This window comes from Pseudomonas yamanorum (assembly GCF_900105735.1).
GTDB classification, from domain to species: Bacteria; Pseudomonadota; Gammaproteobacteria; order Pseudomonadales; family Pseudomonadaceae; genus Aquipseudomonas; species Aquipseudomonas yamanorum.
On sequence record NZ_LT629793.1, the window covers coordinates 2,220,317 to 2,234,012 of the forward strand.

Consider the following 13,696-nt stretch of genomic DNA (forward strand, 5'->3'; position numbering starts at 1 on the left):
ATCCTCTCTCAGGTTCGAGTCGCGGCGCTTTGCGGCATATCGTCGGCGGCACTCAGTTCACGCACGGCGATATAACGTTCGCTGCGACGGGTGCGATCCAGCACCTGTCCTACCAATTGGCCACATGCCGCATCGATGTCTTCGCCGCGGGTGGTGCGCACGGTGACATTGAAGCCTGCATGGTGCAGTTGATCCTGGAAACGGCGGATGGCGTTGTTGCTCGGCCGCTCGTAGCCAGAATGGGGAAACGGGTTAAACGGAATCAGGTTGATCTTGCACGGTACGTTCTTGAGCAACTCGATCATCTCGACCGCATGCTCGACCTTGTCGTTGATGTCCTTGAGCATGGTGTACTCAATGGTCAACACACGTTTCTCACCCAAGGTCGCCATATAACGCTGGCAAGATTCGAGCAGCATCTTAAGCGGATACTTCTTGTTGATCGGCACCAATTGGTTACGCAATGCGTCATTCGGTGCGTGCAGCGACAACGCCAGGGAGACGTCGATGTGCTTGGCCAGCTCATCGATCATCGGTACCACGCCGGAGGTCGACAGGGTCACACGGCGCTTGGAAATGCCGTAGCCCAGGTCGTCCATCATCAAATGCATGGCCGCAACAACGTTGTCGAAGTTCAGCAGCGGCTCACCCATGCCCATCATCACCACGTTGGTGATGGCACGGTCGGCGGTCGCCGGGATGCTGCCGAACGATTTATTGGCAATCCATACCTGGCCGATGACTTCGGCGGCGGTGAGGTTGCTGTTGAAACCTTGCTTGCCGGTGGAGCAGAAACTGCAGTCCAGGGCACAGCCTGCCTGGGACGAAACGCACAGAGTGCCGCGCTTGCCCTGGGGAATGTACACGGTCTCGACGCAGCTGCCGGACGCCACGCGCACCACCCACTTACGGGTGCCATCGGTGGAGATGTCCTCGCTGACCACTTCGGGGCCGCGAACTTCGGCAATGGCCTTGAGCTTGTCGCGCAGGGCCTTGCTGACGTTCGTCATGGCGTCGAAATCATCGACGCCAAGATGGTGAATCCACTTCATTACCTGAGCGGCACGAAAACGCTTCTCCCCGATTGAGTCGAAGAATTTTTCCATTTCCTGTTGAGTCAGACCCAGCAGGTTGGTTTTTGCAGTCAATGTAGTCATGGATTCACCTTCGCTCTTTTAAGCCAATGCTTAGCGAGCGGTTACTTCAGTAGCAGCGAAAAAGTACGAGATTTCGCGGGCAGCAGCGGCTTCGGAGTCCGAACCGTGAACGGCGTTGGCGTCGATCGATTCAGCGAAGTCAGCACGGATGGTGCCGGCAGCAGCTTCTTTAGGGTTGGTAGCGCCCATCAGCTCACGGTTCAGTGCGATAGCGTTTTCGCCTTCCAGAACCTGAACAACAACAGGGCCGGAGATCATGAAGGCAACCAGGTCGCCGAAGAAACCACGAGCGCTGTGCTCAGCGTAGAAGCCTTCAGCTTCAGCTTTGGACAGTTGCTTGAGTTTCGAAGCTACAACCTTCAGGCCGGCTTTTTCGAAACGAGTGGTGATCTCGCCGATGACGTTTTTTGCAACAGCGTCAGGCTTGATGATGGAGAAAGTACGTTGAACAGCCATGGTGTAACTCCAGAAACGGTAATTTGCGAAAAATTAAACCCGCGAATTATACGCGGGTTCTTGGGTATTGCCTAACCTGCGGGGATGATCAGTCTATTTCTTCGATCCAGAGGGCCTGGACCGCTTCCAATACCTTCTCGCCGCAGCGGCCAGAGGTATTGTCGAAATCCGGAAGCTCCATGATCCATCGCTGCAGGTCGACGAAGTTGACAGTGAGCGGGCTCACATCGGGCTTGGATTCAGCCAGTTCTTCAGCAATGCGTTGTACATCATTCCAACCGTAACTCATGACAGTTCTACCAGTCAGTGCGGCGCTTCGGCGGCATGGTTAAGCGAATATTTCGGAATTTCAACAGTGAGGTCTTCTGTTCCCACTTTTGCCTGGCAGCTCAAGCGTGATGTCGGCTCCAGACCCCACGCCCTATCAAGATAGTCCTCTTCCAGCTCATCAGCCTCTTCGAGGCTATTGAAACCTTCGCGAATGATGCAATGGCACGTGGTACAGGCGTTGACGCCGCCGCAGGCGCTTTCGATCTCGATGTGGTTGTCGTGAGCGACTTCGAGAATGGACTTGCCGGTCTCAGCCTCCACGACCATACCGTCCGGGCAATGCTCGGCGTGTGGCAGAAAAATGATCTGCGGCATCAGTTAATCCTCAAGTTCGTTCAAGTTGCGGCCCGCCAGGGCGGCTTTCACCGACTGGTCCATACGACGGGCGGCAAAGGCATCCGTCACTTGCGACAGACGCTTGGTCTGCTGCTCGATGGCGTAACCATCGGTGCCTTTCATCAATTCAGCCAGCTCCTGCATCTGCAGGTCGATAACCATGCGCTCTTCGGCATCCAGCAGGCGCTCGCCGTCAGCCTCAAGGGCGCCCTGCACCGCTTCGAGCAGGCGCTGGGCGTCGACTTGCTGCTCTCGCAACACGCGAGCGACCTTGTCGTCACCGGCATACTGGAACGAATCCTTGAGCATCTTGGCGATTTCGCCGTCGGTCAGGCCGTAGGACGGCTTGACCTGGATGCTGGCTTCAACGCCGGAGGCCAGTTCGCGAGCGGCAACGCTGAGCAAGCCGTCGGCGTCGACCTGGAAGGTCACGCGAATCTTCGCCGCACCGGCCACCATCGCCGGAATTCCGCGCAATTCGAAGCGCGCCAGGGAACGGCAGTCGCTGATCAGTTCACGCTCACCTTGCAGCACATGAATCATCATGGCCGTCTGGCCATCTTTGTACGTCGTGAAGTCCTGGGCGCGGGCAACGGGGATGGTGGTGTTGCGTGGAATCACCTTCTCCATCAGGCCGCCCATGGTTTCCAGCCCCAGGGACAACGGAATCACGTCGAGCAGAAGCAGTTCGCCACCATCGCGCTTGTTACCGGCGAGGGTGTCGGCCTGGATCGCGGCACCAATGGCCACCACTTGATCCGGGTCGATTTCAGTCAGCGGCTGGCGACCGAAGGCTTCAGCTACCGCCTCACGAACACGTGGCACGCGGGTCGAACCGCCCACCATGACCACGGCAGCCACGTCTTCCAACTCGACACCGGAGTCACGTACGGCGCGGCGGCAGGCTTTCAGGCTGCGGGCGACCATCGGCTCGATCAAGGAATCGAACGCTTCGCGGGTCAGTTGAGCCGACCAGCTACCGTAGGAAACTTCCACCGACGCAGCATCAGTCAGCGCTTCTTTGGCGGCGCAGGCGGTTTGCAGCAGATTACGTTGCGCGCCCGGATCCAGGTCGGCAGACAAGCCGGCGCTGGTGATGATCCAGCCCGCGATGGCATGATCGAAGTCATCGCCGCCCAGGGCCGTGTCGCCACCGGTAGCCAGCACTTCGAAGACACCGCCCGTCAGGCGCAGGATCGAAATATCAAAGGTACCGCCGCCCAGGTCGTAAATAGCTACCAGGCCTTCGGCGTGCTGGTCCAGGCCGTAAGCCACAGCGGCCGCAGTCGGCTCGTTGAGCAGGCGCAACACGTTCAGGCCGGCGAGCTTCGCCGCATCCTTGGTGGCCTGGCGCTGAGCGTCATCGAAATATGCAGGAACAGTAATCACCGCACCCACCAGTTCGCCACCCAAGGTGGTTTCTGCACGCTGGCGCAGCACCTTGAGGATATCGGCCGACACTTCCACTGGGCTTTTCGGGCCCTGGATGGTGTCGATGAACGGCATATGGGATTCACCGCCAACGAAGCGGTAAGGCAGTTGGTCACCCAGCTGCTTGACGTCGGACAGACCACGACCCATCAAGCGCTTGACCGACAGCACGGTATTCAAAGGATCGGTAGACGCCGCGAGCTTGGCCGACTCGCCCACTTCGGTGCGGTCAGCGTGATAGCGCACGGCAGACGGCAGGATGACCTGACCATCCGCGTCAGGCAGCGGCTCGGAAAGACCGCTGCGCAATGCAGCGACCAGCGAATTGGTAGTGCCCAAGTCAATCCCGACCGCCAGACGACGCTGGTGCGGTTGAGGACTTTGACCGGGTTCGGCGATCTGCAGTAGGGCCATGGTAATCAGGACTTATCTGTATATCAGGCGTGCAACCTGGGCGGCACTGGGTTAATCGTCGAGGCGCTCTTCTAACTGGCGCACTTCGTAGGTGAGCTTGTCGAGGAACTGCATGCGCCGCATCAGGCGTTCGGCCTGCTCACGTTGCGCTGCGTCATCCCAACAGGCTGCGAAGCTTTCGTTGAGTTCATCCTGGGCCACTTTCAGACGGCGCTTGAAGACCGCGACTCCGGCCAGATCGGCCTCGTCCTGCAGCTCTTCGAGCTCCTCGCGCCATTGCATCTGCTGCATCAGGAAATCAGGGTCCTGGACCGTGACTTCAAGCGGCAGCTCGCGACCGCCCATGGCGAGCAGGTAGCGCGCGCGTTTGGGAGGGTTCTTGAGCGTCTGATAGGCTTCGTTGAGGCTGGCTGATTGCTCCAGCGCCAAGCGTTGCTCACGCTCGGAAGCGTCAGCAAAGCGGTCCGGATGCACCCCACGCGCCAGTTCACGGTAGCGCGTGGCAAGCTGTTCAAGGTCCAGTCGAAAACTCGGCTGCAGCTCGAATAAAGCGAAATGACAAGGAGTACCCACAATCAGCCTCAGATGTTGAAGCTTTCGCCGCAGCCACATTCACCGCGTACGTTGGGGTTGTTGAACTTGAAGCCTTCGTTCAACCCTTCCTTGACGAAATCGAGTTCGGTGCCGTCCAGGTAGGTCAGGCTTTTCGGGTCGATGATCACTTTTTCGCCGTGACTCTCGAACACTTGATCTTCCTCGACCACCTCGTCGACGAACTCCAGCACGTAGGCAAGGCCGGAACAGCCCGTGGTGCGAACACCCAGACGAATCCCCTCACCTTTGCCGCGCCCGTCAAGGGAGCGTCGCACGTGTTTAGCCGCCGCTTCTGTCATGCTGATAGCCATCGTGACTCCTTACTCGTCGCCAAATGCTTAGATCAAGCCTTTCTTCTGCTTGTAGTCGCGAACAGCCGCCTTGATGGCGTCTTCTGCGAGTACGGAGCAGTGGATTTTCACTGGCGGCAAGGCCAGTTCTTCGGCTAGTTGGGTGTTGCTGATAGTCACAGCCTCATCCAGGGTCTTGCCTTTCATCCATTCGGTCGCCAGGGAGCTGGAGGCGATGGCCGAACCGCAACCGTAAGTCTTGAACTTGGCGTCTTCGATAACGCCGGCTTCGTTGACCTTGATCTGCAGGCGCATAACGTCGCCGCACGCCGGAGCGCCGACCATGCCGGTGCCGACATCAGGGTCTTCCGCGTTCATCTTGCCGACGTTGCGCGGGTTTTCGTAGTGGTCGATGACCTTTTCGCTGTAAGCCATGGTACTGAATCCTCACTCATCAGGGCCGCTCTGGAACCCTGTAAACACGCCTGCGTTTTCCGCCACGTCTTTACAGAGCCTTTTGGGTGGCGGCTTCTATAGTTAGTGTGCCGCCCACTCGATCTTGGAAATGTCGACACCGTCCTTGTACATGTCCCACAGCGGGGACAAGGTACGCAGCTTGGTGACGGCCTCGCAGACTTTCTGCGCGGCGTAGTCGACTTCTTCTTCGGTGGTGAAACGGCCGAACGTAAAGCGGATCGAGCTATGAGCCAGTTCGTCGTTGCGGCCCAGGGCGCGCAGGACGTAGGACGGCTCAAGAGAAGCCGAGGTGCAGGCCGAACCGGACGAAACCGCCAGGTCCTTGAGCGCCATGATCAGCGACTCGCCTTCGACGTAGTTGAAGCTCAAATTCAGGTTGTGCGGTACGCGGGCGGTCATGCTGCCGTTGATGTACAGCTCTTCAAGGTGCTCGACCTGCTTGTAGAAGCGATCGCTCAGGGCCTTGATGCGCACGTTTTCAGCAGCCATGTCTTCCTTGGCCACACGGAACGCTTCGCCGATGCCGACGATCTGGTGGGTCGCCAGGGTGCCGGAACGCATGCCGCGTTCGTGACCGCCGCCGTGCATGGTGGCTTCGATACGTACGCGAGGCTTGCGGCTTACGTACAGCGCGCCAATGCCTTTAGGGCCGTAGGTCTTGTGGGCAGAGAACGACATCAGGTCGACTTTCAGTTTCGACAGGTCGATATCGACCTTGCCGGTGGACTGAGCAGCGTCGACGTGCAGCAACACGCCCTTGGAGCGGGTCAGCTCGCCGATGGCGGCGATGTCGTTGATGGTGCCGATTTCGTTGTTCACGTGGATCACGGAAACCAGGATGGTGTCTTCACGCATCGCCGCTTCGATCATCGCAGGGGTCACGATACCGTCGGTGGTTGGCTCGAGGTAGGTGATCTCGAAACCTTCACGCTCCAGTTGGCGCATGGTGTCGAGGACAGCCTTATGCTCAATCTTGGTGGTGATCAGGTGTTTGCCTTTGGTCGCGTAGAAATGCGCCGCACCCTTGATTGCCAGGTTATCGGACTCGGTGGCACCGGAGGTCCAAACGATTTCACGCGGGTCGGCATTCACCAAGTCAGCGACCTGGCGACGAGCGTTTTCCACGGCTTCTTCGGCTTTCCAGCCGAAAACGTGGGAACGGGACGCCGGGTTACCGAAGTTTCCGTCAACCAGCAGGCATTCGCTCATCTTTTGCGCGACACGCGGATCAACCGGGGTGGTCGCTGAGTAATCAAGGTAAATCGGCAATTTCATGGACTTTCTCCTAAATCAGGCTGGCTGGCGTGCCGTTAGCTCTTCGGCTGTCACTCGACGGCGGACGCTTCAATCTTGTCCAGACGCGGCGCCTTGGTGTTGCAACGGCGCTGGTCCTGACGCTGGGCTACTTCTTGCACCTCACGGCGAGTCACAAGATCAGCCAAGCTGATACCACTCAAAAACTCATGGATCTGCAGGCTCAGGTCACACCACAAGTGGTGCGTAAGGCAGGTGTCGCCTGCGTGGCAATCACCCAGGCCCTGGCATTTGGTGGCATCGACGGATTCATTCACCGCGTCGATCACCTGGGCAACCTGGATGCCCTGCATGTCGCGGGACAGTTGATAGCCGCCGCCTGGACCACGAACGCTGGAAACCAGATTGCTGCGGCGCAACTTGGCGAACAACTGCTCGAGGTAGGACAGGGAAATGCCTTGGCGCTCGGAGATATCGGCCAGGGACACCGGCCCATTTTGCGCGTGCAAGGCCAGGTCAAGCATGGCGGTCACCGCGTATCGGCCTTTTGTAGTCAGTCTCATGGACAAGTACCAAGGTGTTTCAGAATGGGAGCAAGTATGCGATTCCCGAGTATTTAAGTCAACTATAAGACCTAGTACTTTAGTCAGGAATACCCGTAAAAAGGGCGCGCAAATAATAGCAGGGTGGGGCGGGATGGACCAGCGGGAACAGGGCCAAGCCGGGAATGCTGGACAAATGGAGGTCAAAATGTGGGAGCGGGCTTGCTCACGAATGCGGTGGATCAGTCAATATATTCGGCGACTGACACGCAGCTTTCGCGAGCAAGCCCGCTCCCACACGGGTTTTGCAGTGATTGCGAGACTTCAGCCCGCCTTGGTGGCGGCACCTTCGTCCTTGATCTCGGCAAAGTCTTCGGTGCGCAGCTCAGGCAAGTCCTTGGCGCAGTAGTTGCTGCCAAGGTCTTTCAGGGCACCGCACATACCGTCCAGCTTGCCATCCACCGCTTGCAGGTGGTCGAGCAATTGGCCAATCGCTCGCGCCACCGGGTCGGGCATGTCTTCGCTGACACCATAGGCATCGAAGCCGATTTTCTCGGCCATGGCCTTGCGCTTGGCTTCCTGCTCATCACCGACTTCCGGCTTGACGATAATCCTCCCCGGAATGCCGACAACCGTTGCACCAGGCGGTACGGCCTTGGTCACCACGGCGTTGGAGCCGACCTTGGCGCCCGCACCGACCGTAAACGGGCCGAGGACTTTGGCGCCCGCCCCCACTACAACGCCATCTTCCAGCGTCGGGTGACGCTTGCCTTTGTTCCAGGTGGTGCCGCCCAGGGTCACGCCCTGATACAGGGTTACGTCATCACCAATCTCGGCAGTTTCACCAATAACGATGCCCATGCCGTGGTCGATAAAGAAGCGGCGACCGACCTTGGCGCCCGGATGAATCTCGATCCCGGTCAACCAGCGACCAAAGTTGGAGACCAGCCGCGCCAGCCATTTCCACCCCATATTCCACAAGGCACCAGACAGGCGATGGATCCAGATCGCGTGCATGCCCGGGTAGCAGGTCAGCACTTCAAAGGCGTTGCGCGCCGCCGGGTCACGGTGGAAAACACTCTGGATATCTTCTCGCAAACGCTCGAACATTTTTAATCCTTCCGCTTAAGAAGCTCGCCACGGGCCGCTTTTTGGGTTTCCGTGAGGATGCCACGCAATATATTCATTTCCGCCCGGCTGACCGAGCTGCGTCCGTACAACCGACGCAGGCGCGCCATCAAGTGCCGTGGCTTTTCCGGATCGAGGAATTCGATGGCCACCAGGGTTTGCTCCAGGTGCTCATAGAACCGCTCCAGCTCGTCCATGGTGGCCAACTCGCCACTCTTGGTCGATGCAACCTCGTCCTTCTCTACCTTGCTTGGCTGGCCTTCAGCGGCCAGCCAGGCCATGCGCACTTCATAACTCAACACCTGCACCGCTGCCCCGAGGTTCAGCGAACTGAACTCAGGGTCTGATGGGATGTGCACGTGATAATGACATCGCTGCAGCTCTTCATTGGTCAGGCCGGAGTCTTCACGGCCAAATACCAAGGCGATTTCAGCGCCGCCGGCGGCCTCTTCCACGACTTTGGTCCCGCATTCGCGAGGATCCAGCAGCGGCCAGGGGATGCGACGGTCGCGAGCGCTGGTGCCGAGCACCAGGTTGCAGCCGACCAGAGCATCTTCCAGCGTGGCGACGACCTGGGCTTTTTCGAGGATGTCATTGGCACCGGACGCGCGAGCATCGGCCTCGTGGTGCGGGAACACACGCGGCTCCACCAGCACCAGGCGCGTCAGCCCCATGTTCTTCATGGCTCGCGCCACGCCGCCGATATTGCCGGGATGACTGGTATTGACGAGGACGACACGGATGTTTTGCAGCAAGGGAGGCGCTCTCGGACACGGGAAAGGGGAGCAAATCTTACAGAACAGCCTAAGGTTATGCCATGAAAGGTAACGTCGTCCTTCACCTGAAGAAAGTTTCTGCTAGAATGCTCGGCTTTCTTTAACAACCTTAGGTGACACATCCATGCAGCCCATGCTGAATATCGCGCTGCGCGCCGCCCGCAGCGCCAGTGAATTGATCTTCCGCTCCATCGAGCGCCTGGATACCATCAAGGTCGACGAAAAAGACGCCAAGGATTACGTATCCGAGGTGGATCGCGCCGCCGAGCAGAAAATCATCGACGCGCTGCGCAAGGCCTACCCTACCCACGGCATCCTCGGTGAAGAAACCGGTTTGCACAAAGGTAGCGGCGAAGGCGAAGACTACCTGTGGATCATCGACCCACTGGATGGCACCACCAACTTCCTGCGCGGCATCCCGCACTTTGCCGTGAGCATTGCCTGCAAATACCGTGGCCGCCTGGAGCACGCCGTTGTTCTGGACCCGGTTCGCCAGGAAGAATTCACCGCCAGCCGTGGCCGTGGCGCCCAGTTGAACGGTCGTCGCCTGCGTGTCAGCGGTCGCACCAGCCTGGACGGCGCCCTGCTGGGTACCGGCTTCCCGTTCCGTGATGACCAGATGGACAACCTGGAAAACTACTTGGGCATGTTCCGCGCCCTGGTTGGCCAGACCGCCGGCATCCGTCGCGCCGGTGCAGCCAGCCTGGACCTGGCTTATGTCGCTGCCGGTCGTTTTGATGCGTTCTGGGAGTCGGGCCTGTCCGAGTGGGACATGGCTGCAGGTGCTCTGCTGATTCAAGAAGCGGGCGGTTTGGTGAGCGACTTCACCGGCGGTCACGACTTCCTGGAGAAGGGCCACGTGGTTGCAGGCAACACCAAATGCTTCAAGGCAGTACTGACGGCGATCCAGCCGCACCTGCCGGCTTCGCTGAAGCGCTAAGCGAGCGAGCACAAAAAAGCACCCCTCGGGGTGCTTTTTTTATATCTGGAATTACTGCTGCGGCTGGTTCTGACCGATAACCAGGCGCCCTTCCTTGTCGACCGGGATCTGATTGCCTGGATCACGATCCATGCGCACAGAGCCTTCCTTGCCGTCCAGGGTGTAACGCACGTCGTACCCGACAACCTTGTCGCTGATGTCGTTAACAGTGTTACAACGGGTTTGCGTAGTGGTGTAGGTATCGCGGTTCTGCATGCCTTCCTGAACCTTGTTACCGGCATAACCGCCACCAACCGCACCGGCCACCGTGGCCAGCTTCTTGCCATTGCCGCCGCCGACCTGATTACCCAACAGGCCGCCCGCCAGCGCACCAACCACCGTACCGACGATCTGGTGCTGATCCTGCACAGGCTTCTGCCGGGTTACGGCAACGTCCTTGCAGACTTCACGCGGGGTTTTAATCTGGGTTTTCACCGGCTGCACCGCCAGCACTTGCGCATACTCAGGGCCGCTTTTTACCAGGCTGTAGGTGGCAACAGCACCCCCGGCAGTCACACCGACAGCACCCAATACCGCACCAACCAGTAACGACTTGTTCACGTGAACCTCCTGACCATCACAAACGGACCGAACGATCCGCGCTATACCCAGCCTTGGAGCAAAAAAAAAGGCGCGAGTTCAATACTCGCGCCTTATTTGTAACAGCAGATCAACAAACACCCATCAAGGGCGGTCGTCGACCTCCTTGCCGGTGCTGGCAGGAGGGATCAGGTCTTCGCTGTTGAGGTTCAGCCAGATCAGTACCACGTTGGCGATGTAGATCGACGAGTAGGTACCCGCCAGTACGCCGATGAACAGCGACAGCGAGAAGCCCCACAGGTTATCGCCACCGAACACCATCAGCGCGGCAATTGCCAGCAAGGTGGAGATCGAGGTTGCCATGGTTCGCAGCAGGGTCTGAGTGGTGGAGATGTTGATGTTCTCGATCAACGTCGCCTTGCGCAGCACCCGGAAGTTCTCACGAACCCGGTCGAATACCACGATGGTGTCGTTGAGGGAGTAACCAATGATCGCCAGCACCGCCGCCAATACAGTCAGGTCGAAGGTGATCTGGAAGTAGGCCAGGATGCCCACGGTCACGATCACGTCGTGGATCAGCGACACAATGGCGCCGACACCGAACTTCCACTGAAAGCGGAAAGCCAGGTAGATCATGATGCCGACCAGCGCCATCAGCATGCCGAGGCCGCCCTGGTCGCGCAGCTCTTCACCCACTTGCGGGCCCACGAACTCGACGCGCTTGACCGAGGCCGGGTTGTCGCCGCCGACCTTCTGCAAGGCCTCGGCTACCTGGTGACCCAGTTGCGGGTCTTCCCCCGGCATACGCACCAGCAGGTCAGTGGTTGCACCAAAGCTCTGGACGATGGCTTCGTGATAGCCGGCCTTGACCAGCTCGTTGCGCACCAGGCTAACGTCGGCCGGCTTCTCGTAGGTCAGCTCGATGAGCGTACCGCCGGTGAAGTCCAGACCGTAGTTCAGGCCCTTATGGAACCAGCTGAACAACGCCAGAACGGTAAGGAGCATGGTGAAGCCGAACGCAACGTTGCGAACGCCCATGAAGTTGATTGTACGTAACATGGCAGCCCCTTAAATCCACAACTTCTTGAAGTCACGTCCGCCAAAGATCAGGTTGACCATTGCGCGGGTCACCATGATGGCCGTGAACATCGAGGTAAAGATACCGAGGGACATGGTCACCGCAAAACCTTTGACCGGGCCGGTGCCCATGGCAAAGAGAATCCCGCCGACCAACAGAGTGGTCAGGTTGGAGTCGAGAATTGCAGTAAATGCCCGGCCGAAGCCTTCGTTGATTGCCCGCTGTACGGTCATGCCCGCAGCAATCTCTTCACGAATCCGAGAGAAGATCAGTACGTTGGCATCTACCGCCATACCCATGGTGAGTACGATACCGGCGATACCTGGCAGGGTCAGCGTTGCACCCAGCAGCGACATCAGGGCCAGCAGCATCACCATGTTACCCGCCAGTGCGACGGTAGCGATGACGCCGAAGAAGCGGTAGATGGCGATGATGAACAGGGAGACGAACAGCATGCCCCACAGTGCAGCGTCGATACCCTTGGTGATGTTGTCAGCACCCAGGCTCGGGCCGATGGTACGTTCTTCAGCGAAGTACATCGGGGCCGCCAGGCCACCGGCACGCAGCAGCAGCGCCAGTTCGGACGACTCACCCTGGCCGTTCAGGCCAGTGATGCGGAATTGAGCACCCAGCGGCGACTGAATGGTCGCCAGGCTGATGATCTTCTTCTCTTCTTTAAAGGTCTGTACCGGTACGTCTTTCTCTACGCCGTCGACTACTTGCTTGGTGTAGGTGGTGACAGGACGCTGCTCGATGAAGATCACCGCCATGCTGCGACCGACGTTGCTGCGGGTTGCGCGGCTCATCAGTTCGCCACCGTGGCCATCCAGGCGGATGTTCACTTCAGGCGTGCCGTGTTCGCCGAAACCGGCCTTGGCGTCGGTAACTTGGTCACCGGTGATGATCAAGCCACGCTCGATCAGTGCAGGTGGACGATTGCCTTCACGGAACTCGAACTCTTCAGCAGTCGCGCGGGTAGCACCCGGCTCAGCCGCCAGACGGAACTCCAGGTTGGCTGTCTTGCCCAGGATACGCTTGGCTTCAGCAGTGTCCTGCACGCCCGGCAGTTCAACCACGATGCGGTTGGCACCCTGGCGCTGAACGATAGGCTCGGCCACACCCAGCTCGTTGACGCGGTTACGTACCGTGGTCAAGTTCTGCTTGATGGAGTATTCACGGATTTCCGCCAGCTTGGCCGGGGTCATCGCCAGACGCAGTACCGCCTGACCATTGAGGTCGGCCGGAACAATGTCGAAATCGTTGAAGTTCTTGCGAATCAGTGCACGGGCCTGTTCGCGGGTTGCTTCGTCAGCAAAGCCCAGCTGGATGGCGCCGTTGAGCTGCGGCAGGCTGCGATAACGCAGGCGCTCTTTACGCAGCAGGCTCTTCACATCGCCTTCATAGACTTTCAGGCGAGCGTCGAGGGCCTTGTCCATGTCCACTTCCAGCAGGAAGTGCACACCACCGGACAAGTCCAGACCCAGCTTCATCGGGTGCGCGCCAATCGCGCGCAGCCATTTTGGTGTGGTCTGTGCCAGGTTTAGTGCGACGACGTAGTCATCACCCATGATCTTGCGCACAACGTCTTTGGCCGGCAATTGGTCTTCTTGCTTGGTCAGGCGCAACAAACCGCCCTTGCCGTCAGCTGCCAAGGTTGCCGCTTTAACCTGGATGCCCGCGTCGGTGAGCGCTTTGCTCGTGCGGTCCAGATCAGCCTGATTGACCTGCAACGCAGTGCTGGCACCCGTGATCTGGATCGCCGGGTCATCAGGATAGAGATTGGGAGCGGAATAAATAAAACCGATCGCCAGCACCGCCAGGATCAGTACGTATTTCCACAGAGGGTATTTGTTCAGCATCACGCCGCCCGCTTATAACGCGGGGCGCCTTGCGCGCCCCGTCGATTGGTAAAGG

16 protein-coding genes are annotated in these 13,696 nt (G+C 58.9%); 1 reads left to right on the forward strand and 15 read right to left on the reverse strand.

What is annotated here, in order from left to right:
- Positions 1 to 8: 8 nt before the first annotated feature.
- The 12 genes from rlmN to trmJ all read right to left on the reverse strand — a co-directional run bounded on the left by rlmN (position 9) and on the right by trmJ (position 9,164).
- A complete protein-coding gene (rlmN, locus tag BLU46_RS10655) occupies positions 9 to 1,157 on the reverse strand; it encodes a 23S rRNA (adenine(2503)-C(2))-methyltransferase RlmN (protein ID WP_003209670.1) in 1,149 nt (382 codons plus the stop codon).
- A 30-nt stretch (positions 1,158 to 1,187) separates the two neighbouring features.
- On the reverse strand, positions 1,188 to 1,613 hold the full coding sequence (ndk, locus tag BLU46_RS10660; RefSeq protein ID WP_003175956.1) for a nucleoside-diphosphate kinase: 426 nt from the start codon (positions 1,611 to 1,613) through the stop codon (positions 1,188 to 1,190).
- Positions 1,614 to 1,701: 88 nt separating this feature from the next.
- A complete protein-coding gene (gene iscX, locus BLU46_RS10665) occupies positions 1,702 to 1,902 on the reverse strand; it encodes a Fe-S cluster assembly protein IscX (protein ID WP_017478661.1) in 201 nt (66 codons plus the stop codon).
- Between the two features lie 14 nt (positions 1,903 to 1,916).
- Entirely contained in the window at positions 1,917 to 2,258 is a 342-nt protein-coding gene (gene fdx, locus BLU46_RS10670; protein WP_003209674.1) for an ISC system 2Fe-2S type ferredoxin, read from the reverse strand.
- A gap of 3 nt (positions 2,259 to 2,261) precedes the next feature.
- Positions 2,262 to 4,124, reverse strand: coding sequence for a Fe-S protein assembly chaperone HscA (hscA, locus tag BLU46_RS10675; protein WP_063032994.1), 1,863 nt, complete (start codon positions 4,122 to 4,124; stop codon positions 2,262 to 2,264).
- Positions 4,125 to 4,175: 51 nt separating this feature from the next.
- Complete coding sequence (gene hscB / locus BLU46_RS10680) at positions 4,176 to 4,697, reverse strand: co-chaperone HscB (RefSeq protein ID WP_008438289.1); 522 nt, start codon at positions 4,695 to 4,697, stop codon at positions 4,176 to 4,178.
- 8 nt (positions 4,698 to 4,705) lie between these two features.
- Complete coding sequence (gene iscA / locus BLU46_RS10685; protein ID WP_017478657.1) at positions 4,706 to 5,029, reverse strand: iron-sulfur cluster assembly protein IscA; 324 nt, start codon at positions 5,027 to 5,029, stop codon at positions 4,706 to 4,708.
- 27 nt (positions 5,030 to 5,056) lie between these two features.
- A complete protein-coding gene (gene iscU / locus BLU46_RS10690) occupies positions 5,057 to 5,443 on the reverse strand; it encodes a Fe-S cluster assembly scaffold IscU (RefSeq protein ID WP_003209682.1) in 387 nt (128 codons plus the stop codon).
- Positions 5,444 to 5,545: 102 nt separating this feature from the next.
- Positions 5,546 to 6,760 carry an IscS subfamily cysteine desulfurase gene (locus BLU46_RS10695; protein WP_088423701.1) on the reverse strand — a complete coding sequence of 405 codons (1,215 nt, stop codon included), beginning with the start codon at positions 6,758 to 6,760 and terminating at the stop codon, positions 5,546 to 5,548.
- A 50-nt stretch (positions 6,761 to 6,810) separates the two neighbouring features.
- Positions 6,811 to 7,302: a Fe-S cluster assembly transcriptional regulator IscR gene (iscR, locus tag BLU46_RS10700; protein ID WP_003210305.1), complete on the reverse strand. Its 492-nt coding sequence runs from the start codon at positions 7,300 to 7,302 to the stop codon at positions 6,811 to 6,813.
- A gap of 303 nt (positions 7,303 to 7,605) precedes the next feature.
- Positions 7,606 to 8,391 carry a serine O-acetyltransferase gene (gene cysE / locus BLU46_RS10705; protein WP_063032995.1) on the reverse strand — a complete coding sequence of 262 codons (786 nt, stop codon included), beginning with the start codon at positions 8,389 to 8,391 and terminating at the stop codon, positions 7,606 to 7,608.
- 2 nt (positions 8,392 to 8,393) lie between these two features.
- Entirely contained in the window at positions 8,394 to 9,164 is a 771-nt protein-coding gene (gene trmJ, locus BLU46_RS10710) for a tRNA (cytosine(32)/uridine(32)-2'-O)-methyltransferase TrmJ (RefSeq protein ID WP_003210307.1), read from the reverse strand.
- A gap of 145 nt (positions 9,165 to 9,309) precedes the next feature.
- Between trmJ and suhB the strand changes: the two genes are divergently transcribed.
- Positions 9,310 to 10,125, forward strand: coding sequence for a type III secretion system regulator SuhB (gene suhB / locus BLU46_RS10715; RefSeq protein ID WP_003175971.1), 816 nt, complete (start codon positions 9,310 to 9,312; stop codon positions 10,123 to 10,125).
- Positions 10,126 to 10,176: 51 nt separating this feature from the next.
- Here the strand turns inward: suhB and BLU46_RS10720 are convergent, their stop codons facing one another.
- The 3 genes from BLU46_RS10720 to secD form a co-directional block, all read right to left on the reverse strand.
- Positions 10,177 to 10,725: a glycine zipper 2TM domain-containing protein gene (locus BLU46_RS10720; RefSeq protein ID WP_003210309.1), complete on the reverse strand. Its 549-nt coding sequence runs from the start codon at positions 10,723 to 10,725 to the stop codon at positions 10,177 to 10,179.
- A gap of 123 nt (positions 10,726 to 10,848) precedes the next feature.
- Positions 10,849 to 11,763, reverse strand: coding sequence for a protein translocase subunit SecF (secF, locus tag BLU46_RS10725; RefSeq protein WP_003210311.1), 915 nt, complete (start codon positions 11,761 to 11,763; stop codon positions 10,849 to 10,851).
- Between the two features lie 9 nt (positions 11,764 to 11,772).
- Complete coding sequence (gene secD / locus BLU46_RS10730; RefSeq protein WP_093201382.1) at positions 11,773 to 13,641, reverse strand: protein translocase subunit SecD; 1,869 nt, start codon at positions 13,639 to 13,641, stop codon at positions 11,773 to 11,775.
- Between the last annotated feature and the right edge of the window lie 55 nt (positions 13,642 to 13,696).

What these genes read in the sequence shown, in the direction of transcription:
- suhB (WP_003175971.1), top strand. Translation starts at nt 9,310, where the DNA reads ATGCAGCCCATGCTGAATATCGCGCTGCGCGCCGCCCGCAGCGCCAGT.
- hscA (WP_063032994.1), bottom strand. Translation starts at nt 4,124, where the DNA reads ATGGCCCTACTGCAGATCGCCGAACCCGGTCAAAGTCCTCAACCGCAC.
- secF (WP_003210311.1), bottom strand. Translation starts at nt 11,763, where the DNA reads ATGTTACGTACAATCAACTTCATGGGCGTTCGCAACGTTGCGTTCGGC.
- BLU46_RS10695 (WP_088423701.1), bottom strand. Translation starts at nt 6,760, where the DNA reads ATGAAATTGCCGATTTACCTTGATTACTCAGCGACCACCCCGGTTGAT.
- rlmN (WP_003209670.1), bottom strand. Translation starts at nt 1,157, where the DNA reads ATGACTACATTGACTGCAAAAACCAACCTGCTGGGTCTGACTCAACAG.
- iscR (WP_003210305.1), bottom strand. Translation starts at nt 7,302, where the DNA reads ATGAGACTGACTACAAAAGGCCGATACGCGGTGACCGCCATGCTTGAC.
- iscU (WP_003209682.1), bottom strand. Translation starts at nt 5,443, where the DNA reads ATGGCTTACAGCGAAAAGGTCATCGACCACTACGAAAACCCGCGCAAC.
- iscX (WP_017478661.1), bottom strand. Translation starts at nt 1,902, where the DNA reads ATGAGTTACGGTTGGAATGATGTACAACGCATTGCTGAAGAACTGGCT.
- fdx (WP_003209674.1), bottom strand. Translation starts at nt 2,258, where the DNA reads ATGCCGCAGATCATTTTTCTGCCACACGCCGAGCATTGCCCGGACGGT.
- secD (WP_093201382.1), bottom strand. Translation starts at nt 13,641, where the DNA reads ATGCTGAACAAATACCCTCTGTGGAAATACGTACTGATCCTGGCGGTG.
- ndk (WP_003175956.1), bottom strand. Translation starts at nt 1,613, where the DNA reads ATGGCTGTTCAACGTACTTTCTCCATCATCAAGCCTGACGCTGTTGCA.
- cysE (WP_063032995.1), bottom strand. Translation starts at nt 8,391, where the DNA reads ATGTTCGAGCGTTTGCGAGAAGATATCCAGAGTGTTTTCCACCGTGAC.
- iscA (WP_017478657.1), bottom strand. Translation starts at nt 5,029, where the DNA reads ATGGCTATCAGCATGACAGAAGCGGCGGCTAAACACGTGCGACGCTCC.